The organism is Rhodoferax sp. GW821-FHT07F03, assembly GCF_059418745.1.
The window spans coordinates 162,115-184,180 of sequence record NZ_JBWKQM010000013.1; the positions used below are offsets into that span (position 1 = coordinate 162,115).

Below are 22,066 nucleotides of genomic sequence, written 5' to 3' on the forward strand. Positions count from 1 at the left end.
CTACCACCTTCCCGATGCACCGCCGCCGCCAAATCCGCCACCGCCGCCCCGAAATCCACCGCCACCGAATCCGCCCTGACCGCCGCCAGAGTAGCCGCCAACGCCACGCAGCGCTGCCCCTGCACCAATCAATGTGACAAACATGGACGCAAGCCCGGCGAGGATGGCGTATAGCAAAGTTCCAATGACCAGCCAGGCAAGCCCGGTCACCAGCACCCCAGTGACCAAGGAGCCACCGACCTTCCCGAGGACCTTGCGCAGCACGCCGCCGACACCCAATGCCACAATGAACAGGAACGGTACGAACTGCCTAAGGCTCTGGTCGGCCCCTCTGGGGCTGCTGCCCTGGACTGCGGGTAAGGACTCACCGTCCACCACCTGCATGATCCGCGCTGTGCCGGCCTGCACGCCACCGTAGAAATCTCCTTGCTTGAAACGCGGCAGTATGGTTTCGCTGATGATGCGCTTGCTCAGGATGTCCGACAGTGCGCCTTCCAGGCCATAACCTACTTCAATGCGCACCGTGCGGTCGTCTTTTGCCACCAGCAGAATGACACCGTCATCTACCTTCTTGCGTCCCAGTTTCCATTGCTCGGCAACGCGCAAGGCGTATTGCTCAACGGCTTCGGGCAGTGTCGTGGGAACCAGTAGAACGGCAAGCTGGGTGCCTTTTCGTGCTTCAAAGGCAGCCAAAGATTGTTCGAGTGCGGACTTTTGTTCCTGCGTGAGTGTCCCGGTTAGATCGGTGACATGCCCTGCCAACGGCGGTACCGCGATCTGTGCATGTCCGATGCATGGAGCGAGCGACGCAAGTGTTAAGCAGACGGCTATGCACCAGCGGTGTATCGCTCCATGGAAAGTCATTTGGCAACTCCGGATGCCGCACCCAGTGGCGCAGGCGGTGTCTTGTCAAAACTGACGGCCGGAGGTTTGGCGATTTCCTTTTCGTTCTCCACTGTGAAGTTGGCTTTTTCCTTGTAACCAAACACCATGGCCGTGATGTTCGACGGGAAGGAGCGCACCGTTACGTTGTAGTCCTGCACCGCTTTGATATACCGGTTGCGTGCGACTGTGATGCGGTTTTCGGTTCCTTCCAACTGCGCCTGCAAATCTCTGAAGGCCTGATTGGCTTTGAGATTGGGGTAGTTTTCCGACACCACCAGCAAGCGCGACAAGGCGCCTGTCAATTCGCCTTGTGCCTGCTGGAATTTCTGGAATGCAGCGGGGTCGTTGACCAGCTCAGGAGACGCCTGGATGGAGGTGGCCTTCGCGCGCGCGTCAACCACTTTGACCAGTGTGTCTTGTTCAAACGTGGCTTCGCCCTTGACGGTGCTGACCAAGTTGGGGATCAGATCCGCCCGACGCTGGTATTGGTTCAGTACCTCGGCCCAACTGGCCTTGATTTGCTCGTCCGTGCTCTGGAAGGTGTTGTAGCCACAGCCCGATAGCCCAAGGGCCACGACGGACAGTATGAAGATGAGAAGTTTGCGCATTATCTGCCTTTGAAATGAATGAGAAATGCCAAGGCTATCCGCAGCGCCTTTGGCCATTACCAGCAATCCCACGGTGTATTGGGTAATGCAAAGAATGGGCGGTCGGTATCGTGTTTCATGGGCCGTGGCCCGGCCTCTTGTTGCATGGTTTCTTCGGAAGAGCAATCCATCATTATTTGCGTCCGCTTTCCCCTCGTCTGGCGTTGCTTCAGTCTGATACCAGGGGGCTACGCACCGCCTCGTTAGCGGTACAGCGTGTTGCATGCCTGCGGAAGAATGACTTCACGATGACTGCCCTGTCGAATTTTTCTCCAAGGCGATTCGAGTCTAGAACTGTATGGCGCTCGCACACTGATCTATGTCAATGCAAGTAAGTTGCGCCTCACACCGTTACAAGTAAGCCAGTTTCGCGTCACGCTTTGTGCCCGGGCTGGTCGTTCAGCTGGCTAGAACGCACCTTCGTTGGATGCATAGAACGCGGCAATGCACTCACTGCAGCGATTTGCCATGTTCGGGCGAGGGCCATAGGCCGCGCGGACGCAACAGCATTGTGATGATCATGGTCAGCGCGATGAGTAAGGGGCGAAGAATGCCCGCGTCGAGCCGCCCACCGGTCATGGTTTGAAGGGGGCCGGTGACGTAGCGAAGCACTTCTGGCAAAGCAGTCAGGAGCACGGCCCCCAGGATCACACCGGGAATGTGGCCGATGCCGCCGAACACCACCATGGCAACGATCATGACCGACTCCTGCAGACTGAAGGCTTCGGGTGATATGAAACCCAGGAATGTGCCAAACATGGCCCCAGCGACGCCGCCAAAACCAGCCCCTATGCCGAAAGCAAGCAGTTTCATGTTGCGGGTGTTGATGCCCATAGCCTCGGCGGCAACTTCGTCGTCGCGAATGGCCTTCCAGGCTCGGCCAATACGTGAATCCTGCACGCGATAGCATAGGGCCGCAGTCAGCACTGCCAGCGCCAGGAAGAGATAGTAGTGCAGGGTTACCGAGGCGATTTGGTAGCCGAAGACGAACAAGGGCTTGCCCATATCCAGGCTAAAGATGTGGATCGAATCAATAGGGCCTACACCTTTGGCGCCGTTGGTGATGTTGGTTGGATGGACCATGTTGACAATCAAGAGTCGCACGATTTCCCCGAAACCCAGCGTAACGATCGCCAGGTAGTCACCACGCAGCTTCAGTGTGGGTGCACCTAGCAAGACCCCCAGGCAAGCGGTCAGTACCACACTCAACGGGACGGTCACCCACCAGGGCATATGCAGACCGGCTGGGAACATGGTGGCGATCCAGGCAAAGTTTTCGGTCAGATGCGGTGAAGCCAGAAGGGCGAATGTGTAGGCTCCCAGGGCATAAAAGGCCACGTAGCCGAGGTCTAGCAGGCCGGCAAAACCCACCACGATGTTCATGCCCAGAGCCAGCATCATGTACAAAAGACAGGTGTCGGCAATGCGAACCCAGTGGTTGCCAAAGGACTGCAATACCAGGGGGAGCAGCAAGAGTGTCGGGGTATATAGCCATTTCACATGTTTGCTATACCGAGATCCTTGCGCCCGCCGGGTTTGCATTTCGCTGGGCCGTGCGCTCCTTGGTACTCTGGCTTCGCCGTCTGGAACCCGTGCTTTTTCGCCCGCGTCGAAACCGATATGGATGGCCGTGGGGCTCATCTGGAGTGGCTGGTAAGGTTTCATGGCCGGTAGCCTGCATGCGTGTTCGCGATGGGGCGGTACATGAAGCGCCAACCGGCGCGAAACTCCAGCGGGACCTCGGTACCTTCGTATGCAGGGCAGTCGGCAAAGCCATGGGCCTCGTATAGGCGGTGCGCTGTTTTCATGAACGGAGCGGTGTCGAGACAGATTCCGCCATACCCCAGCCTGCATGCGTCAGCAATGATGCGTCGCAGCGCCTGTTGCCCCAAGTGCATGCCCCGGTATTGCGGGCGAACGTACATACGCTTGACCTCAGCTACGCCACTGCGAGCGAAACGCAAGCCACACATCCCGGCAACTCTGTCGTCCACCATGATCAGATAGAACACGCCTTTCTGGGCTTGCTCTGCGCAAATCTGGTGAATCACGCAGGCGCCATGGTCGGGGGCCGTCGTGCCAGCATCGTCATGCGCAGCGACTCCGAACCATCGCTCCATTTCGCTGTGGACCCAGGACATGTATTCACTATTAAGGCCCATGAAGGCGTCGTAGTGCGTGACAGGATCTACAAGAATGAATAGTGGCTCTGGCATGCGCTTGCGGTGGTTGTGGAGATCGGAAAATGATCTGCAAATGTTAAAGTGGATCGAATCAATCAAAAAGAAGCATTTCTTCCGTTCATAACGGAAGAAATGGCTGTAATAAACCCAAGCTACGAAGATGGACAAACTCAATGGTCTGCTGGTCTTTGTGAAGACGGCTGATCTCGGCAGCTTCGTCGCTGCGGGTCGCGCGCTTGAAATATCGGCGTCAGCAGTCGGTAAAGGGGTTGCCCGACTCGAGAAGCAGTTAGGCGTGCGATTGATGCAACGCAGTACGCGGCGGATCCAGCTAACCGACGAGGGGCGACTGTTTCACGAGCGCTGCCGCCGCATCCTCGACGATCTCGACGATGCGCAAGCGATGCTCTCGCATGTGAGGGAAGCTCCACGCGGCAGGCTGCGCGTGAGCGCACCAATCGTCGGGTACCACTTCCTGTTGCCAGTGATACCGGACTTTCTGGCCCGCTACCCGGAGGTGGAACTCGATATCAATTTCAGCGACCGTACCGTAGACCTGATCGATGAGGGCGTTGATGTGGCTATCCGCAGCGGCGATCTGCCCGATTCCCGCCTGGTGTCTCGGCCACTCAGTGCATTTCGGCTGCTGTTGTGTGCGTCGCGTGCCTATCTGGAGCGCCATGGCACGCCGCTGGTTGCACGTGACCTGGAGCGGCATGCCGCGATTCGCTTTCGCCACCCGGATTCGGGGAAGTTGCTGGAGTGGCCGATGTTGCATGCCACGGCCTTCTCCGAGACCCGCTTGCGTACAGTGCTGGCCTGCAACAACATGGAGGCGATTTTTGGCGCCACCGTGCGCGGCCTGGGTATCGCGTGCATGCCGGATTTTCTTGTTCGCGAGGCTCTCGCCGATGGCCGGCTTCAGAGCGTGCTCGACGAACAGATCAGTGGCGGCGGCCAGTTCAGGGCGCTGTGGCCGTCGAGCCGGCATTTGTCTCCCAAGGTGCGCGTATTCGTCGATCACTTGGACCAGCAGCTATCGGCGCCAAGATAAAGGGCCCGCCTTCAGTGTGAAACCACCGTGTCGCTGATCGGCCGGCGCCAGCGCTCTTCCACTCTGGCGTCGTCGGCCCGGTGACCGAGGGCGATGACGATGGGGATCACAGCGCCTCGGGGTAGGCCTAGGATTTTGGCGATCTTCGGTGCGGAAAAACCTTCCATCGGGCACGAGTCGATCCCTTTGGCCGCGGCGCCCAGAATCAGGGTCTGCACGGCGTAAATGGCATTGCGCGCGGCCCAATGGCGGCTGCCTATGTGGCCTATGGGCAGCAAGGACAGGCTGGGGCGTAGCAGTGCCACCAGCTGCATCAGTGGCGACCACAGGGCGAGGGAGCCGATGCCGAGAATCTTCTGGAACTTGCCGATTTGCTTGCGTTGGTAGGTTTTTGAATGGGGCTCCAGTGTTGCCGTGGTTTCAATGTGGGCGAGCTGGGCCAGGGCGGTGCTCTGCCCCAGCGCGGGGCTGGCGACCACGACGATCAGCTCGGCCGCCGTGGCTGCTGCTTTTTGTCCATTGCAGGCCGAGGCGACGCTGGCTTTCAGGGCCGGATCGCGTATCCAGTGCAGCTCGTAAGGCTGCAGGTTTCCGCTGGAAGGTGCGAAGGCGGCTTCTGCCAGCACAGCCTGAACGTCTGCCTCCGGGATGGGTGTTGCGTCAAATTTGCGGATCGCGCGGCGAAAGCGGTTCGCCTTCTGAAAGGCGAGCCAGGCTGGCGCTGCTGCACCGGTGGTCGGGTGCGGGGTGTTCTGCTCAGCCATGGGATGCCTCCTCCAGGCCCAGGCCTGCTTGCACAAGATAGGCTTCCAGCGCGTCCATATGCTGTGTCGCAACGATCGCGCCAATGTAGCCATCCGGGCGCACCAGCACCCAATCACCGTCTGTGGGGGCGTAGCTGTCACGAAAGTGGCCTGCATGGTCAACGACGTCACCGCCGGGGCCAAAGGTATGGACATGCAAGCCCGGGCGTGGCGGAACCGATGCGCGCTCGACGCCATAGCCCAGCAGCGTCCAGTGCGTGCCGCGGAACAGGTCGAACAGCCGCAACGCCTGGCCCGCGGCGCCGCGCAGGGGCGCATCCGGGGCGCGGTCGCCGGCGCAGGGGCCGTCCACGCGGCTGGCTTGTTCCAGCGTGAGCGAGGATGCGGGGTAGCCGATGTCGAGCTGGTGCACCTCGCGGCCACGGCGCATCTCGCCACGCTTTTGCGCGTCCAGCAGCCTGGTTGCCAGGCCGAGCATCGCCGCCGCGACGGGCCTGCGCTCCTCCTCGTAGCTGTCGAGTAGGGTGGTGGTCGGCTTACGGGTGGCCGCGGCCAGCTTCCAGCCCAGGTTGTAGGCGTCTTGCACGCTGGTGTTGAGGCCCTGGCCGCCGGTGGGCGGATGGGTGTGGGCCGCGTCCCCGATGAGGAACACCCGGCCCACGCGGTAGCGGTCGGCCAGCCGCGCATTCATGTTGTACGCCGAAGACCAGGACACCGACTGGATGTGGATATCTGCGCGGTCGGTGCGCTCGGCCGCCAGGGTCTGCAGGCCTGTGGCGGACAGGTCGATGTCGCCGTCTAGCGGTATGGGGCCCTGTATCTGGAACATATCGGTCCCCGCCAGCGGGCAAAACGCGATCTGCCGCGCCATGTCACCTTCGTTGAAGACATGCCAGGCATCACGTGTGAGGCCTGTGAGCAGCACATCCGCGACGATGGCGCGTATGCCTAGCGTCTTGCCTGGGAATCCGATATCCAGCGCTTGGCGCACAAAACTGCGGCCGCCATCCGCGCCCACCAGCCAGCGCACGCGTAGCGTCTCGTTGCCCGTCTGGCTGGCCAGCTGCGCGGTCACGCCGTTGGAGTCCTGCGCAAAACCGGTCAGCTCGCAGCCGAAATGGGGTGCATGGCCCAGCTCCGCCAGACGCTCGCGCATCACGGCCTCGGTTCGGAATTGCGCAACCATCAGCGGCAGCTGGCAGGGCTCGGCGGGCGTGGGCTCATGCAGTTCGATGACCTGGGCGTCGGTGTGGCTGCCATCGCTGCGGTATTTCCGCTCGGGCGGATAGGCCCCGCCGGCTGCGACGATGCGGTCCAGGATGCCCAGATCCTCAAAGATTTCCTGGGTACGGGGCTGGATGCCCTTGCCGCGCGAGCCGTGGAACGGCCCTGCCATTTTCTCGATCAGGCGAAAGGAAATGCCCCGTCGTGCCAGGTCGATCGCCAATGTTAGACCCGCGGCACCGGCGCCGCAAATTAGGACATCGGCTGTACATTGCTGATTCATCAAAACCTCACTATGTGTAATATGCACCTATTACACGACAAGGGCACGTGCGTGTCAAGAAATATGCAAAATACACACATTAACGCGAAACTGCGGGAACTCCATGGGGCTTTGCTGGAGATCGTCAGCGTCATGAACCGACCCCAGCGCGACGAGGCCATGGTGCGTGCGGCCGGGATATCGCTGGACCGCGCGCTGTTTCCGCTGCTGGTTTTGGTGGAGCGGCTGGGGCCGATCGGCGTGGTTGAGCTGGCCGACCGTGTGGGGCGCGACTACACCACGGTCAGCCGGCAGGTGGCTAAGCTGGAAACATTGGGCTTGGTGGATAGGCAGGCGAGCGAGGCGGACCGCCGGGTGCGCGAGGCGGTGGTCACTGAGAAGGGCAAGGCACTGACCGACCGCATAGACGAGGCCCGCGCCAAGATGGGTATGGCCATATTTGCCTCATGGGACAAGCAGGATGTCGAGGATCTGGTGCGGCTCATGGTCAAGTTTTCCGAAGCCATCAAATGCGATGTGGCGGCGATGGAGTAAAACCGGCTGCAGCGTAGGTATTACCTGAACCAGTAGCTACTTTTTCAATAGCAATTTGCTTGCAACCAGCGGCGCAGCCAAGGTGTTCACCAGCTGCCCCAGGCGGGCAAACGCATGCTCTAGTTCGGACGTGAAAGGCCAGCCGCAGTTGATGCGCAGATTGCTCTCAAACCGTTGCGAGTTGGTGAAGATGGTGCCGGGTGCTATGACCATGTTTTCGGCCAGCGCGGCGTGGAACAGGGCGGTGGCCGACAGGCCGTCGGGCAGCTCCACCCACAGCGACAGGCCGCCGCGCGGCACGGTCAGCTTGGTGCCGGGCGGGAAGTAGCGGGCCACGGCCTGCGCAGTTTGTGTGCGCTGCGTGGCCAGGGTGCTGCGCAGGCGGCGCAGGTAGCGGTCGTACGCGGCAGAGCCTATGAAGCTGGCGGCGGCCATCTGGGCCAGGCGCTCGTTGCTGCGCGAGGCGGCGAACTTCAGCATCTCCACCCGCGCCTGCCAGCGCCCGGCGCTGACCCAGCCCAGGCGCAGGCCGGGTGCCAGGCATTTGTGCAGCGATGCGCAGTACACCACGTGGCCGCTGTCGTCCCAGGACTTGATAGCCCGCAGCGGATCGATGCGCAACACGGATTCATCCACCAGGGCGCTGTAGGTGTCGTCTTCGATCAGCGCCACATCGTGCTGCTGGCACAGGCGCACCAGGGCCTGTTTGTGACTACCCGGCATGATGCTGCCGGTGGGGTTTTGCAGGTAGGGGATGACCACCACCGCCTTGACGCCGGGTGCGTTACGCAGCGCCAGCTCCACCGCATCCACCGAGATGCCGGTGCGCGGACTGGTGGGGATTTCCAGCGCCTTCAGGCCCAGTGCCTCCAGGGTTTGCAACAGGCCATAGAAGGTGGGTGACTCCACCGCAATCGTGTCGCCGGGGTTGGCCACGGCGCGCAGGGCCAGGTTCAGTGCCTCGGTGCAACCATTGGTGATCTGGATGTCGTTGGCCGACAGGCGCATGCCGGCAGCCAGCCCGCGTTGGGCCAGTACCTCGCGGAACTCCAGGCAGCCCTGCGGCGGTGCGGCGCGCACCAGTTGGTCCGGGTGCTGGCGCAGGCTGCGCAGGGCGGCTTGTTGCAAAGCCTGTGCCGGATACAGCTCGGGTGCGCAGCGGGCGGTGGACAGATTGGTCTTGAAGCGCTGCATGCGGCCCAGCGCCAGAAACTCCGACACCTTGGTATGGATGCCCACGTACTGCGCCGGGTCGGGTGCGCGCTGCATGGGAGGGTCGTTTACGGGAGCCAGGTGGGCCGATGCACGTGGCCGCACGAAGTAGCCCGAGCGTGGCCGCGCCTCCAGCCAGCCTTCGCTCTCCAGCAGGCGGCAGATCTGCATGGTGGTGGACAGGCTGACCGCGTGCTGGCGCATCAGCTCGCGCAGCGAGGGCATGCGCTGGCCGGGCAGCAGGCTGCCGGCCTGGATGGCGCTGCGGTAGTGCTCGGCCAGGCTTTGATACTTGGGCGTGGCGGCGGTGGACGGTGCGGTGGTAGGCATGCTCATGGCCCCTGCATGATGCGGGGCCTGGGGCGGGCTGAACAGGTACAGACAGGCATGCCGAAGACCATAACAGATGCGCAATTTCTGCGCTGCTGCGTAACAGATAGGCCAGGTCTGTGGCTGTTGCGTAGGGACCATATTTTTTACGCTACAGGCATCCCAACAAGGAGTGCCGCATGTCCTCTGCCACCGTATCCTCTCTGCAATTGCAAGCCCACCAGCGGGCCTGGGAGCGCGTACCGCCGGGCGCTGAAATCCGGGTAGAGCAGGGCAGCATATGCCTGCACCAGCGCCTGTACCTGGCGCACGACTGGGCGTATATGCCGATATACCTGGGCGCTGGCGAGCGCTATCGGGTGTCGGCCGGTGGCTGGCTGGAGATCGAGGCCTTGTCTTCAGCCTGCCTGTCTATGCGGCCACGGCGCGGCTTGCTGAGCCTGCTGGCAGCCTACTGGATACGCACACCCGCAGCGCCAGCCGCTGCGAGCAGGATATAAGCTATTTGTGCCTCTGGCGCAGATAAAACCTGCGCAAGTAGCTACTTTTTTTATAGCAATTGCCAGGGGCATCAAGGCTGGCGCACGATCACCGGGTGGATGGTGAAGACGTTGTCCGAGGCCGTGTCCACCGTCACGCGCACCCAGTGCAGCGAGGGGCTGCCGAAGGTCTGCAGGCGGGTCAGGTTGGGCAGCAGCTTGGTCGGGCTGTACAAGGGCTTGTCCACCTTGAAGAAGTGGGTGTCGCCGTGCACGAACAGCACCTGGCCGGAGAACTGCTCGGTCTGCTTCACCACGGCCGCCATGAAGTTGCGGTAGCCCGCATAGCCGGGGGCGGTGCTTTCGTCTACCTCTTCGGTTTCGGGCAGGTCAAAGCCGGGGTCGGCCTGCAGCACCAGCACTATGCCTTTTGCTTTCTGTGCCTTGGCCTGGGCGAAGGAGGTTTGCAGCCAGGCGATGTTGGCCGTGTCGCGCTCCAGGTATTCGGCGTTGGACGCGTCGCACTGCTCGGCCTTGCGCGCGCTCTTGGCCGTGCATTCCTTGGCGTTCAGGACCAGGTTGTTGTTGCTGCCAGGCACGTTCAAGCCCACAAACACCACGCCACCGTGGCTGAAGCGGGTGTTCTCCACATACTTCTCACCCAGCTTGCCCTGGTGCTCCAGCGGCATCTGGGTCTGGCCCAGGCTGGCGGTGGTGGGGAACATCACGCGGCGCAGGTAGGCCAGGCGCTCCAGCCCGTCGTAGCCGCCGTTGTTCAGGCGGTGGCAGTCGGTCCATTCGTTGTCGCCGGGCACGTACACCACGGGCTTGAGCAGGGTGTTGAACATCTTCAGCGCATCCGCATAGATGTCGTCCGTGCATTTGGAGCTGCCGTCCTTGATGTCGCCGTCGTACAGCGAGAACGCGATGTCAGACTGGTTGATGCTCTGCAGCACGGCCGGCAGCTTTGGGTCGTCGCCCGCCTTCTTGTAGGGCATGTCACCCCACAGCCCAAAGGAGAAACCCGCAGGTGCAGATGCCCCGGTGGTGGCACAGGAAACCAGACTCAGCGCAGCGATGGCGGTGGCCAGACTTTTGACAAACATGGGGAGGCATTCAGCAGGGTAAAGCCTCGGAATGTAGGCAGGCTGTATGGCAGTTTGATGAAAAAATGCTGTGCTTGGAGCGGACGGGGGTTGCCCGGAATTTGCTTTGCTCTGAGCAGCTTGCCAAATGTGACATATATGCTTGTCGCACGCGGCCCGCGTCAGGTCCGCCCCGCTGTGGGAATACAAGCCAAAGGAAATTCATTTTGACTGCATCACATTCATTCGCCAGCCGCCGTTATTTTCTGGTGGCGGGTTGCGCCTCACTCGTGTCTGCCTGCGGCGGTGGAGGGTCTGGTAGCACGTCCGCGACGGGTACGTCCTCCGAGGCCGGCAGTCTGGCGGGCCGCACCGACATCACATCGGCCATTTTGGCGAACCAAAATGTCACATTGGGCGGTGATGCTTTCATCACCTTGCCGGTAGGCACCACCACCTATACAGGCGCCATATCTGGCCAGGGCACGCTGGTCCTGGTGGCTGCGGGTGGCACCAGCAGCCCCAGCACCCTGGTCATTACCCAGGCCAGCACCTTCACCCTGCCCAATGCGCAGCAGGTGCAGGTGGTCACCAAGACCGTGGCCACCAGCGGCTACCGGTTGAACATTGCCGGCAGCAACCCGCCGGTGCTGACCATCGATCCCGGTGTCACTTTGCAAATTGGCACCAACACCAGTGCCGACAACAACCCCAACTTCATTGCCACGTCCGACAGCCTGAACGCGGCCAGCGTGGTCAATGGCGAGGTGAACCTGAACAACATCCTCAACAATGGGACCATCGTGCTCAGCAGCGCGCAGTTCATTCTGCTGGGCCAGGTCAGCGGCAGCGGCCCGGTGCTGCAGGCGGCGAACGTGTGGGGCGGCAACTCGTTTCGCGGTGTCAGCGCCTTCGAGGGCGTGCTGTCTTTGGCGGCAGGGCAGGACTTCGGCAGCAACCACGTGGCGGCTTCGCTGTCGAACGCCAAGGCGGTGCTGAACGAAGGCTCGTGGCTGGTCTGGAGCCCGCCGGGCAGTGTGGTAACCGTCAAGCAAAACATCTTTGAGGCGGCTTATGGCGGCGACATCAACTTCCACCCCATCGGCAGTTCGACCATTGTGATGTCCGGCGTCTACAGCCATACCGACAACAGTCCGCACAACAGCCCGAACCTGGTCAACCCCGGTTTGAGTGACCCCACGCTGAACTTCGCCAAGGTGATCTACCGGGGCGGTGCCAACAACGTCAATGGCAACGACGGCAGTTACCGGGGCATCAATATCGAAGGAGGCGGCAGCGCCGGCTCCGGCACGGTGCAGTGGGGCGACGGCACGCACAGCAACTTCTTTCTGCCCTCGGCGCCATCACCGGCCCAGGTCAGCCCCGCCTTGGGCGCCAAGAACGCCTACATCAATCTGCGCAGCGGCAGCACGCTGGCCTTCAACTACAACGGCGCGGTGACCTTGAACATCGGCATCACTGGCGGTGGTGGCGGTCCCCACCGAGACGGTGCCATCGGCGTTGGCAACGTGACCATCGTGTCCACGGCAGGCAACGATGTGACGTTCGCCCAGCCGCAAAACTACAACGGCACGACCACCATCGGTGCCAATGCCGTTCTGCGGCTGGGCGCAGGCACTTCCGTGCCTCTGTACTACGACACCGTGCGGCCCACGGGCACCACCCGGGTGTTGCAGGCGACCTATAGCGGCGATGCCAGCCTGTTGACCGCTGAGTCCACAGGGGGCTTGTCGACGAATGCCATCGTCAACGCGGGCCAGCTCATTGTGCAGAACACCACGACTGCCACCACGCTGTCGCACATCAGTGGCACCGGCAGCTTTGTCCACACGGGCGCGGCCACCACCACGCTGCTGAACAACAGCTATAGCGGCGCCACGACCCTGTCCGCTGGCACCGTGCTGGCCGGAAGTGCCGATGCATTGGGTACGGGTGCAGTGACCAATAACGCGGCCCTGGCTCTGGCGAGCGGCCAACGCCAGTTGACATTGGGCAGCAGCTACCAGCAGGGCACCAACGGCATATTGACGCTGTCCATCGACGGCACGGTGGCCGGCACCAGCCACGACCATCTGACGGTGGCCGGGGCGGTGGCGCTAGGCGGTACCCTGGTACTGAACATCACCGGCAGCTATGCCAGCGGGCAAAAGTTCGTGCTGATCAATGCCGCTAGCGTCAGCGGCACATTCGCCACCGTGACCAGCAATGGCGCCAGCGTGGTGCAGGGCACGGACGGCACCAGCCTGTTCGTGACCGTGCAGTAGTGGCCTCAAGCCCGGCCGTGCGACACACGCGACTGGCGGGCCATCGAGTCCACGATGACCGCCACTGCCAGGACGGCACCGGTGATCATGTAGCGCAGCGAGGACGACAGGTCCAGCAAAGTCAGGCCGCTGGAGATGGACTGGATTACGATGATGCCCAGTAGCGCCGAGTAGGCGTTGCCACGGCCGCCAAACAGGCTGGTGCCGCCGATCACCGCCGCCGCAATCGCGTTCAGGTTCACATCGCCGGTGCCGGCCTGCTGGCTGGCGGATGCCAGGCGGGCCGATGCCAGCACGCCGCCCAGGGCCGCCAGCGAGGCGCACAGGATGAACACGCTGGTGTAGATCTTGCGCACATCGATGCCGGATCGGCGCGCCGCCTCGCGGTTGCCACCCACGGCATTCACCATGCGGCCCCACTGGGTGCGGGTAAAGGCATAGTCCAGCGCCACCACCAGGCCCACAAAGATGCCAAACAGCCAGGGGATGCCCCGGTCCTGGTTGAAGTAGAAGGCGATGGTTTCCAGTACCATGGTGAACACCCCGGCGTGCAGCAGCAAGCGGCTGTGCGATTCAGCCGACAGGCCGGCCGCCTGGCGCCGCGCGGCGGTGCGCTGGCCACTCAGGTAGATGGCGAGGCCGGAAATGGCCACCACGACATAGGACACATACACGGGAATGAACAGCGACTGGCCCAGGTTCACCAGTGGCGATTCGTAGGGCAGGTTGATTGAGCCGGTGCCGCCCAGCACATAGAGTTGCGCGCCCAGGATGGCCAGCAGGCCGGCCAGCGTGGACACAAAACTTGGCATGCCAAAGCGGTTGAACAACTGGGCGTAGACGATGCCGACCACGGCGCCGGCGGCCACTGCCGCCGCGATGGCCAGGCCCACCGGCCAGCCGTGGTTGACCCACAGCACGCCAACCATGGCCGAGGCAAAGCCGCTGACCGAGCCGACCGACAGATCGATCTCGCCGACCATCAAAATGCAGACGATGCCCAGCGAGATCACGCCGATGGTCGATGCGTCGAACAGCATATTGATCAGGTTGTTGCTGGACAGAAAGATCGGGTTCATGCTCTGGAAGATGGTCCAGATCACGGCCAGGCCGACGATGACCGGCAGCGAGCCCAGATCGCCGGCGCGCACGCGGTCGATGAAGCTGCGGATGGCTCCGCTGACGCCGGTTTCGACCTTGTAGCGTTCGTCGCTGCGGTCCAGTAGTGGTGTGGCGGCTGGTGGGATGGTGTGGGTTTCGCGGGTCATGCTGTGCTTTGTTCGGTGGGGGTGCCGGCGGGGGCATGCCGGCCTGCTCGACGCGAGACGGAGTTGTCGGATGCGCCGGTAATGGCGCTGACGAGTTCCTGGTTTGACGAGTCGGGGGTGAACACACCGTTGTTGCGCCCCAGGCGCAGCACCACGATGCGGTCGGCCACGGCGCGCACGTCTTCCATGTTGTGGCTGATCATCACCACGCCCAGGCCTTTGTCGCGCACGCGCTCGATCAGGTTCAGCACCTCGGCGGTCTGGGCCACGCCCAGGGCGGCAGTGGGTTCGTCCAGCAGGATCAGCTTGGGCTCCAGCAGTAGCGAGCGGGCGATGGCCACCGTCTGGCGCTGGCCACCGGACAGCGAGGCCACCGGAATGCGCACGCTGGGGATGCGCGCGCTCAGCTCGTTCAGCAGCTGCCAGGCTTTGACCTCCATGCTGACCTCGTCCAACTGCCAGGGCTGCAGCTCGTTGCCGAGGAAGATATTCGCCACCACGTCCAGGTTCTCGCACAGGGCAAGGTCCTGGAACACGGTGGCGATGCCCAGCGCCAAGGAGGCGCTGGGGCCGTCCATCGATACCTGCTGCCCACGGAAGTGCATCGTGCCCGAGGTGGGCTGGTGCACCCCGGCCAGAATTTTCACCAGGGTGGACTTGCCGGCACCGTTGTCCCCAACCAAGGCAACCACCTCTCCTGGATGCACGTCGAGATCGATATCGGTGAGGGCCGCCACCGCGCCGAAGCGCTTGTTGATGCCGCGAAGACGCAGTACCGGTTCGCGTGCGGAGGCAGCTTGTTGCATTGATTGTGTTGTCATGGTGGTTTACTTGATGCCGAGCTTCTTGCAACCTTCGGCGTAGCGGTCTACGCACAGCACGACAGCGGTCTGGATGGGCTTGCCGCTGACCATCTTGTCGATGATTTCAGCCTTCAGGTTTTCGGCCGTCACCACGGCAGGTACGAACAACTGCGATGGCGTGCCGTACAGCGTGGTCTCGGCTTTCGGGGTTTCACCGGCCAGCAGTTTCACCACCACCTGCGCAGCGGCCGCGGCCACGGTTTCGCTGGGCTTGGAGATGGTGTTGTACTGGTCGCCGGCAATGATCAGCTGCAGCGCCGCGATGGTGGCGTCGTTGCCGGACACGGGCGGAACCGGGTTCACGCCGGCCGCCTTGAAGGCTGCAATCGCGCCGCCACCGGTGCCATCATTGGCGGCCACTACGCCGACAATCTTTTTACCGAAACGCGAGATCTGGCCGCTGGCCCACTGCTGGGCTTTGGCGGGCACCCATTCCGGCGTGTCGTATTCGGCCAGAATCTTGTAGCCGCTGGCGTCCAGGCTGGAGTGGATGCCCTTCTTGATCAGGCCGGCAGCTGCATCGGTGGGCGAGCCGTTGATCTGCAGCAAGCCCACATCGGCCGGTGATACGCCCTTGGCCTTCAGGTGTGCAACCAGCGAATCGGCAATCGCCTTGCCGATGCCTTCGTTGTTGAAGGACACGTAGTAGTCGGCCTTGGCATCAGGGATGGGCCGGTCATAGGCAATGACCTTGATGCCCTTGGCTTGGGCGGCTTTGACCAGGGAGGCGGCGGCGGTGGAGTCCACCGGGTCGATCACGATGGCCTTGGCACCCTGCGAGATCACCGAGTTGAATTGCTGCTGCTGACGCGAGGCGTCGCCATCGGCATTTTGGTACAGCACTTCGCAGGCGGCGCAGAGCTTCTTCATCTCGGCGACGAAGCCCGGCTTGTCGTGTTCTTCGTAGCGGGTGGATGCCTGGTCGGGCATCAGGAAGGCGACCTTGGCTGGTGTGATGGTCTGTGCATACACGGCGGTGCTGCCCAGGACCAGGGTGGCGAGTGCGGCGATGTGGGTGAGTTTTGGCATGTCTATCTCCTATGGATGTAATTCTTAAATTGGCAATTCAACAAAAGCAAGGTGTGCAAAGCGGTGGTTAAGTCGTCGGTGTGTCTCCTTGGGGCGGTTGGCGCAAGCGGTGCATGGTGGATTTGAGTGCGGGGTACAGCGCCACGTACTGCTGGAAGAAATGGTTGTAGGCAACGTGCGCGGCGGGTTGGGGCGTGGTTCGCAGCACCGGCGTAACCCAGCCTTTGCGCACAGCGTTGACATCGATTAGGTCGGCGCCCAAGGCGGCCAGCATGGCCGCGCCCAGCGAGGCCTCCACGTCGTCGGCCAGGGTGTAGACCGTGCGGCCGGTGACGTCGGCAATGATCTGCATCCACATATCCGAATGGCTGGCGCCGCCTACCACCACCAGGCGGTCGTCCAGCTGGGTGATGCCATCCAAGCCTTTCACTCCGGCTTCGATGTTGTGGCGCAGCGCGTAGGTCACGCCTTCCAGTACTGCGCGGTACAGGTGCGGCCGGCCATGGTGCAGGCCCAGGCCGACAAAGCTGCCGCTGGCCTGCGCATCCCACACCGGGCTGCGCTCGCCCATGAGGTAGGGCAGGAACAGCAGGCCGTCGCTACCGGGAGGCAGCAGCACCGCGTCTTTTTCCAGCAGGCTGTGCGGGTCCACGCCCTGGACTTTTCCAGCGGCGATCTCGGCCTGGCAAAAGGTTTCGCGGAACCAGGTGACCGATGCGCCGGCGGTGATGGCGCCGCCGAATACATACAAGTCCTTCGCGCCATTGAACACATGCGGCATGCTGATCAGGCCGTGGCGCGCATCCACGCTGGGGCGTATCGTGCCCCAGCACATGCTGGTGCCAATCATGGCCACATGGTTGCCGGGCTGCGCGGCACCTGCGGCCAGCGTAGCTACCGCTGCGTCCACACCACCTGCGACCACCGGTATGCCGGCTGGCAGGCCCAGGCGCTCGGCCCATTCGGGCAGCAGCGGTCCCACGACGCCGCTGGATTCGACCAGGCGGTCCGGCATCATGCGGCGCGGAATGCCCAGCATCTGCAGCGCTTCATCCGACCAGGCGCGGGCCTTCACGTTGTACACACCGCCGATATTGCCGGCCGAGCTGTGGTCCACCGCCAGCTGGCCGGTGAGGCGGGCGTTGACATAGCTGTTGGGCGGCAGGAATTGCTGGGTGCGGGCCCAGACGGCGGGTTTCTTTTCGCGCAGCCACAGCATTTTGGTGTAGCCGTAGTAGCTGTCCACGCCGTTGCCGGTGATGTCGTACAGGCGCTCCAGGTCCACATGGTCGCGCACCCAACGCACCTCGTCTTGCGCACGCCGGTCCATCCAGATCAGGCAGGGGTAGAGCGCCTTGCCGCTCGCATCCACCGGGATGCCGCTGCCGCCATACAGGCTGCTGACACATATGGATTTGATAGCAGCTACCGCAATGCCTGCCTGCGCAAGAACGCCTTTTATGCAGTATTCCACGGCGTCCAGCCAGACGTCCGGCCACTGCTGGGCCCACAGTGGTTTCGGCGTTTCGACCTGGTAAGCCTGGGCGCACTGGGCCACGATTTCGCCCTGCGCGCTGACCAACACCGCCTTGGTGCTTTGGGTGCCGATATCGACACCGATGACATACGCTGTGTGTGGCATGGTCAGAGGTCCACGCTCAGGGGCAGGATCACCAGGTCGCGCACCACCACATTGCGCGGGCGGGTCAGCATGAACATCACGCAGTCGGCCACTTCCGTAGGTTGCATCAGGCTGCCGTTGGCCAGGGCTTCGTCCATCTTGGCCTTGGGCCAGTCGTCCAGCAGCGCGGTGACGACGGGGCCGGGGGCCACCGCACCGATGCGCAGGCCGTGCGGAGCGATCTGGCGGCGCACGGTGTGCACGAAGGCTTGCACCGCGAACTTGGAGGCGGTGTAGATCGGCTCCCACACCACGGGCACGATGCCGGCGATGGAGCTGGTGACGATGATGTCGCCGGTCTTGCGCTCTTTCATGTGCGGCAGCACCGCCTGGATGGAGCGGAAGCAGGCGTTGATGTTCAGGTTCAGCATGCGGTCCCAGTCGTCTGGGTTGCCCGTGGCCACTTCGCCGCCGATATAGGCGCCGGCATTGGCGTGGAAGATGTCCAGCTGGCCCGCACGCTGCAGGATGGCGGGCAGCATGCCGGCCACGCTGGCGGCATCCAGCAGGTCGACCGTCAGCGGAATGGCACGCTCACCCAGCTCGGTGCACAGGCTTGCCAGCCGGTCAGCGGCGCGGTCTACCAGAAACACCGTGGCGCCCGCAGCGAGCATGGTGCGGGCGCATTCCAGTCCTATGCCGGACGCGGCGCCCGTGACGGCTGCAACTTTTCCGTGGAGCGAGTGGTTCATGCCTGTGCTCTCCGGTTACGGGAGGGGGTGAGTGAAGCGCTGTATGTCTGCATAGTCGTCGTTCTAGGTTGAGAAAATTTTGGATAAAGCTCTCCCCCAACCGCCATCGGCGGCCTATCCAGGAAAAAAGGGGGAGAGGGTGGGCGGTGGCGCTAGGCTGCCGCCTCGCAATCCGCATTCAGCCGGTAGTAGCGCCGGAATTGCGAGGGCGGCACGGACTTCTGTGCCAGGAACTGGCGGTTGAAGTTCGACAGGTTGTTGAAGCCGCAGGCGTAGCAGATGTCGGTCACCGGCAGCTCGGATGAGATCAGCAGTTCGCAGGCCCGGTTCACGCGCAGCCGGTTCAGGTACTGGATGAACGGCAGGCTGGTGTGGCGGCGGAAGAAGCGTGAGAAGGCGCTGGCTTCCATGCCGGCGTACTGCGCCAGGTCGGATTCGTTGAGGCGTTCTTGCAGATGCTCGGCCAGATAGCCCAGCACCTGGTTGATGGTGGACGACTGGTAGCCCTGCGTGTCAGGTCGGAAGGTGGGGCTGGCCAGCAGGGCGTGGCCCTGGTCCTGCGACAGGATTTCCAGCAGCGCCAGGAATTTGTAGACCCGCTGAAAGCCTTTGGCGTCCAGCAACGCGGTCAGCAGCGGCACGGCCTTGGCGGTGGTTTCGGTAGAGAAAAGAATGCCGCGCTGCGCATCGGTCAGCAGCGTCTCCAGTTGACCCAGCTCGGGAAAAGCCTCAATGCCGCCCTGGATGCTTTTGCTGGAGAACTGCAGGACAGTGCAGCGCTCGGGCACCGATACCCCGGCCGGCACTTCGCTGATCCAGTTGTGTGGCAGGTTGGGGCCGATCAGCATCAGCTGGCCGGGCTCGAAGGTGCCGGTGCGGTCGCCCACATAAAAGCGACCTGAGGTGTGGCTGATGTAGTTGAGCTCGTACTCCGGGTGGAAGTGCCAGCGCACCGTTTCATAGGGGTAGCCATGCGCCCATACCTTGAATGATTCCTGCTGCTGTATGCCTACCAGTTCGAGGTACGGTGACATCAACCATCTCCTTGTGTTGTAGGGGGTGCACTTGGCAGGGCCCATGCACCCTGCGATGGCCTTAGTTTAGAAAGCCATCTACGGCCTCACTACTGCGCAAGCTCCGCATTACTGATACTTTTTTTGCTTTTAGGGTAAGTACTTAGTTTGTATCAGTAGGCGGAGAATTGGCTTGGATGGGTGCCTAAAGACATGTATTTGCAGACAATCGTTTTATGTGTGTTTTAGGGCTTTAGCGCATATATTGCGAGCGTAAGTAGCTATATTTTTGATAGTGAATGCGCGGCTTAGATTACAAATGCAACATTGCCCGCACGATTTCGACACATAGCCAGGCGGCGCGCTTGGGAGGATTGCGTCCTCGTTGTCTTCCCTATGGGTTGGCTTCGAGGACTCTTCCTGTAGTCCCGACACCGCCGACGCCTCCGGGCACCGGCGGCCCGTATTGGGTTTCAGCCTCTGGCGCATAGGTTCTATGTGGCAGAGGCTTTTTTCATGGGGGCTTCCAGCGCGTGGCACTGGCCCCGCGTGGACGGGATGCCACAATCGCCGCTGTTTTGCTTTCAACTGCTCCATGCAAATCCCTTATGAACTCCTGGTGGGCTGGCGCTACACCCGGGCTGGCCGTGCGACGCGCCGCAACGGCTTTATTTCCTTCATCTCCGGTGTCTCCATGCTGGGCATTGCTCTGGGGGTGGCGGCGCTGATCATCGTGCTCAGCGTGATGAACGGCTTTCAGAAAGAGGTGCGCGACCGCATGCTGTCGGTGGTTGCGCACATTGAGATCTTTGCCCCGAATGGCGAGGCCTTGCCCAATGTGGCCAAGACCCTGGCCGAGGTCAAACAGAACCCCAATGTGGTGGGTGCTGCACCTTTCATAGCAAGTCAGGCACTGCTGGCGCGCGGTGAGGATATGAAGGGCACTGTAGTGCGCGGCATAGACCCGGCCGTTGAAGGCGAGGTGACTGATCTGGCCGTGGCCCTGCCCAAGGCCACGCTGGACAAGTTGGTGCCGGGCCAGTTCGGCGTGGTGCTGGGCATAGACCTGGCGCGCAGCCTGGGCGTGCGCGAGGGCGACCCGGTAACGCTGATTGCCCCCAGCGGCCAGGTGACGCCGGCTGGCGTGGTGCCGCGGCTGAAGCAGATGACGGTGGTGGGCACCTTCGAGTCCGGCCACTATGAATACGATTCGGCCCTGCTGATGATGCACATGGAGGATGCCGAGCGCGTCTTCCGCCTTGAAGGCCCGACCGGCATCCGCGTCAAGTTGCAGGATTTGCACCAGGCGCGCCAGGTAGCGCAGCAACTGGCCGGTAGCCTTAGCGGCAACCTGCTGATACGCGACTGGACGCAGCAGAACAAAACCTGGTTTGCCGCCGTAGAGGTGGAAAAACGCATGATGTTCATCATCCTGACCCTGATCGTCGCCGTGGCCGCGTTCAACCTGGTCAGCACCCTGGTGATGACGGTGACCGACAAGCGCGCCGACATCGCCATCCTGCGCACCCTGGGTGCCAGCCCCAAGAGCATCATGGGCATCTTCATGGTGCAGGGCGCCATGGTGGGGGTGATGGGCACCCTGGTCGGGTTGCTGCTGGGCCTGGGCGTGGCTTTCAATATCGACGTCATCGTGCCGGCGCTGGAGCATTTGTTCCACGCCAGCTTTTTGCCCAAAGAGGTGTATTTCATCAGCCGCATGCCCAGCGAGCCGCAGCAGGCCGACATCGTGCCGATTGCGGTGATTTCGCTGATCCTGGCTTTTGTGGCCACTATTTATCCGAGCTGGCATGCCAGCCGTGTGAACCCCGCCGAGGCGCTAAGGTATGAGTAAGTTAGTTCTACAGGCCCAAGGTCTGACCAAGCGGTTTGCCGAGGGTCGCCTGGACGTGACCGTGTTGAAGGGCGTGGACCTGCAGGTGTTTGCCGGCGAAACCCTGGCCATCGTCGGAGCCTCCGGTTCCGGCAAGAGCACGCTGCTGCATTTGTTGGGTGGGCTGGATGCGCCCACCAGTGGCTCGGTGCAGCTGCATGGCCAGGACCTGGCGCGGCTGGGCCCGGCAGAACAGGGCCAGCTGCGCAACCAGCACCTGGGTTTTGTCTACCAGTTCCACCACCTGCTACCCGAGTTCAGTGCGCTGGACAACGTCGCCATGCCACTGTGGATTCGGCGTATGTCGCGCGCGGAGGCTGCGCAACATGCTACCAAAATGCTAGCAAACGTGGGTTTGAGCGAGCGCATCCACCACCGGCCGGCCGAGCTGTCGGGCGGTGAGCGCCAGCGCGTGGCCATTGCCCGCGCCCTGGTGGCCCAGCCGGCCTGCGTGTTGGCCGACGAGCCCACCGGCAACCTTGACCGCAGCACCGCCGACGGCGTGTTTGCGCTGATGCTGCGGCTGGCCCGTGACCAGGGCACGGCCTTTGTGTTGGTGACGCATGACGAGTCCTTGGCCTCCCGCTGCGGCCGCACCCTGCGTTTGAACCTGGGGCAGTTCTCTGCGGCCTCTCCGTTGCCGTCCACAAACTTGTCGTAAACA

General features: G+C 62.5%; 20 protein-coding genes. 6 read left to right on the forward strand and 14 right to left on the reverse strand.

The genetic code is table 11. The features are described 5' to 3' along the window. The 4 genes from AC07R0_RS20485 to AC07R0_RS20500 form a co-directional block, all read right to left on the reverse strand. On the reverse strand, window positions 1-864 hold the full coding sequence (locus tag AC07R0_RS20485) for a TPM domain-containing protein (protein ID WP_495106218.1): 864 nt from the start codon (window positions 862-864) through the stop codon (window positions 1-3). Further along, a complete protein-coding gene (locus tag AC07R0_RS20490) occupies window positions 861-1,493 on the reverse strand; it encodes a LemA family protein (protein ID WP_495097400.1) in 633 nt (210 codons plus the stop codon). Before AC07R0_RS20490 ends, AC07R0_RS20485 begins: the two co-directional genes overlap by 4 nt. 489 nt (window positions 1,494-1,982) lie before the next feature. Continuing rightward, entirely contained in the window at window positions 1,983-3,074 is a 1,092-nt protein-coding gene (locus AC07R0_RS20495) for a branched-chain amino acid ABC transporter permease (protein WP_495075483.1), read from the reverse strand. A gap of 119 nt (window positions 3,075-3,193) precedes the next feature. Continuing rightward, on the reverse strand, window positions 3,194-3,883 hold the full coding sequence (locus AC07R0_RS20500) for a GNAT family N-acetyltransferase (protein WP_495106219.1): 690 nt from the start codon (window positions 3,881-3,883) through the stop codon (window positions 3,194-3,196). On the opposite strand from AC07R0_RS20500, the gene AC07R0_RS20505 reads away from it, so the two are divergent. Next, window positions 3,876-4,769 carry a LysR family transcriptional regulator gene (locus tag AC07R0_RS20505; RefSeq protein ID WP_495106220.1) on the forward strand — a complete coding sequence of 298 codons (894 nt, stop codon included), beginning with the start codon at window positions 3,876-3,878 and terminating at the stop codon, window positions 4,767-4,769. The genes AC07R0_RS20500 and AC07R0_RS20505 overlap by 8 nt on opposite strands. A gap of 11 nt (window positions 4,770-4,780) precedes the next feature. Here the strand turns inward: AC07R0_RS20505 and AC07R0_RS20510 are convergent, their stop codons facing one another. Both AC07R0_RS20510 and AC07R0_RS20515 read right to left on the reverse strand, forming a co-directional pair. Beyond that, window positions 4,781-5,533, reverse strand: coding sequence for a nitroreductase family protein (locus tag AC07R0_RS20510; RefSeq protein ID WP_495106221.1), 753 nt, complete (start codon window positions 5,531-5,533; stop codon window positions 4,781-4,783). Next, window positions 5,526-7,040: an FAD-dependent oxidoreductase gene (locus tag AC07R0_RS20515; RefSeq protein WP_495106222.1), complete on the reverse strand. Its 1,515-nt coding sequence runs from the start codon at window positions 7,038-7,040 to the stop codon at window positions 5,526-5,528. The genes AC07R0_RS20510 and AC07R0_RS20515 overlap by 8 nt, the downstream gene beginning before the upstream one ends. A gap of 63 nt (window positions 7,041-7,103) precedes the next feature. Between AC07R0_RS20515 and AC07R0_RS20520 the strand changes: the two genes are divergently transcribed. Then, window positions 7,104-7,574 carry a MarR family winged helix-turn-helix transcriptional regulator gene (locus tag AC07R0_RS20520; protein WP_495106223.1) on the forward strand — a complete coding sequence of 157 codons (471 nt, stop codon included), beginning with the start codon at window positions 7,104-7,106 and terminating at the stop codon, window positions 7,572-7,574. 36 nt (window positions 7,575-7,610) lie between these two features. Here AC07R0_RS20520 and AC07R0_RS20525 read toward each other — a convergent pair whose 3' ends face one another. Beyond that, window positions 7,611-9,122, reverse strand: a complete 1,512-nt coding sequence (locus AC07R0_RS20525; RefSeq protein WP_495106224.1) for an aminotransferase-like domain-containing protein — start codon at window positions 9,120-9,122, stop codon at window positions 7,611-7,613. A gap of 173 nt (window positions 9,123-9,295) precedes the next feature. Between AC07R0_RS20525 and AC07R0_RS20530 the strand changes: the two genes are divergently transcribed. Continuing rightward, the gene (locus AC07R0_RS20530; RefSeq protein WP_495106225.1) at window positions 9,296-9,616 is read left to right on the forward strand and encodes a hypothetical protein; all 321 of its coding nucleotides are present in this window, start codon (window positions 9,296-9,298) and stop codon (window positions 9,614-9,616) included. A gap of 71 nt (window positions 9,617-9,687) precedes the next feature. Here AC07R0_RS20530 and AC07R0_RS20535 read toward each other — a convergent pair whose 3' ends face one another. After that, complete coding sequence (locus AC07R0_RS20535; protein WP_495106226.1) at window positions 9,688-10,701, reverse strand: hypothetical protein; 1,014 nt, start codon at window positions 10,699-10,701, stop codon at window positions 9,688-9,690. 206 nt (window positions 10,702-10,907) lie between these two features. On the opposite strand from AC07R0_RS20535, the gene AC07R0_RS20540 reads away from it, so the two are divergent. Then, complete coding sequence (locus AC07R0_RS20540; RefSeq protein ID WP_495106227.1) at window positions 10,908-12,965, forward strand: beta strand repeat-containing protein; 2,058 nt, start codon at window positions 10,908-10,910, stop codon at window positions 12,963-12,965. Window positions 12,966-12,970: 5 nt separating this feature from the next. Here AC07R0_RS20540 and AC07R0_RS20545 read toward each other — a convergent pair whose 3' ends face one another. The 6 genes from AC07R0_RS20545 to AC07R0_RS20570 all read right to left on the reverse strand — a co-directional run bounded on the left by AC07R0_RS20545 (window position 12,971) and on the right by AC07R0_RS20570 (window position 19,532). Beyond that, window positions 12,971-14,233, reverse strand: coding sequence for a sugar ABC transporter permease (locus tag AC07R0_RS20545; RefSeq protein ID WP_495106228.1), 1,263 nt, complete (start codon window positions 14,231-14,233; stop codon window positions 12,971-12,973). Then, window positions 14,230-15,054, reverse strand: a complete 825-nt coding sequence (locus AC07R0_RS20550; protein ID WP_495106229.1) for an ATP-binding cassette domain-containing protein — start codon at window positions 15,052-15,054, stop codon at window positions 14,230-14,232. The genes AC07R0_RS20545 and AC07R0_RS20550 overlap by 4 nt, the downstream gene beginning before the upstream one ends. 6 nt (window positions 15,055-15,060) lie before the next feature. Further along, complete coding sequence (locus tag AC07R0_RS20555; RefSeq protein ID WP_495106230.1) at window positions 15,061-16,125, reverse strand: ABC transporter substrate-binding protein; 1,065 nt, start codon at window positions 16,123-16,125, stop codon at window positions 15,061-15,063. Window positions 16,126-16,192: 67 nt separating this feature from the next. Then, on the reverse strand, window positions 16,193-17,767 hold the full coding sequence (locus AC07R0_RS20560; protein WP_495106231.1) for an FGGY-family carbohydrate kinase: 1,575 nt from the start codon (window positions 17,765-17,767) through the stop codon (window positions 16,193-16,195). 2 nt (window positions 17,768-17,769) lie between these two features. Next, complete coding sequence (locus tag AC07R0_RS20565) at window positions 17,770-18,498, reverse strand: SDR family oxidoreductase (protein ID WP_495106232.1); 729 nt, start codon at window positions 18,496-18,498, stop codon at window positions 17,770-17,772. A gap of 152 nt (window positions 18,499-18,650) precedes the next feature. Then, on the reverse strand, window positions 18,651-19,532 hold the full coding sequence (locus tag AC07R0_RS20570) for a helix-turn-helix domain-containing protein (RefSeq protein ID WP_495106233.1): 882 nt from the start codon (window positions 19,530-19,532) through the stop codon (window positions 18,651-18,653). A 574-nt stretch (window positions 19,533-20,106) separates the two neighbouring features. Between AC07R0_RS20570 and AC07R0_RS20575 the strand changes: the two genes are divergently transcribed. After that, window positions 20,107-21,363: a lipoprotein-releasing ABC transporter permease subunit gene (locus AC07R0_RS20575; protein ID WP_495075271.1), complete on the forward strand. Its 1,257-nt coding sequence runs from the start codon at window positions 20,107-20,109 to the stop codon at window positions 21,361-21,363. Continuing rightward, a complete protein-coding gene (gene lolD, locus AC07R0_RS20580) occupies window positions 21,356-22,063 on the forward strand; it encodes a lipoprotein-releasing ABC transporter ATP-binding protein LolD (protein ID WP_495106234.1) in 708 nt (235 codons plus the stop codon). The genes AC07R0_RS20575 and lolD overlap by 8 nt, the downstream gene beginning before the upstream one ends. Window positions 22,064-22,066: the final 3 nt, after the last annotated feature.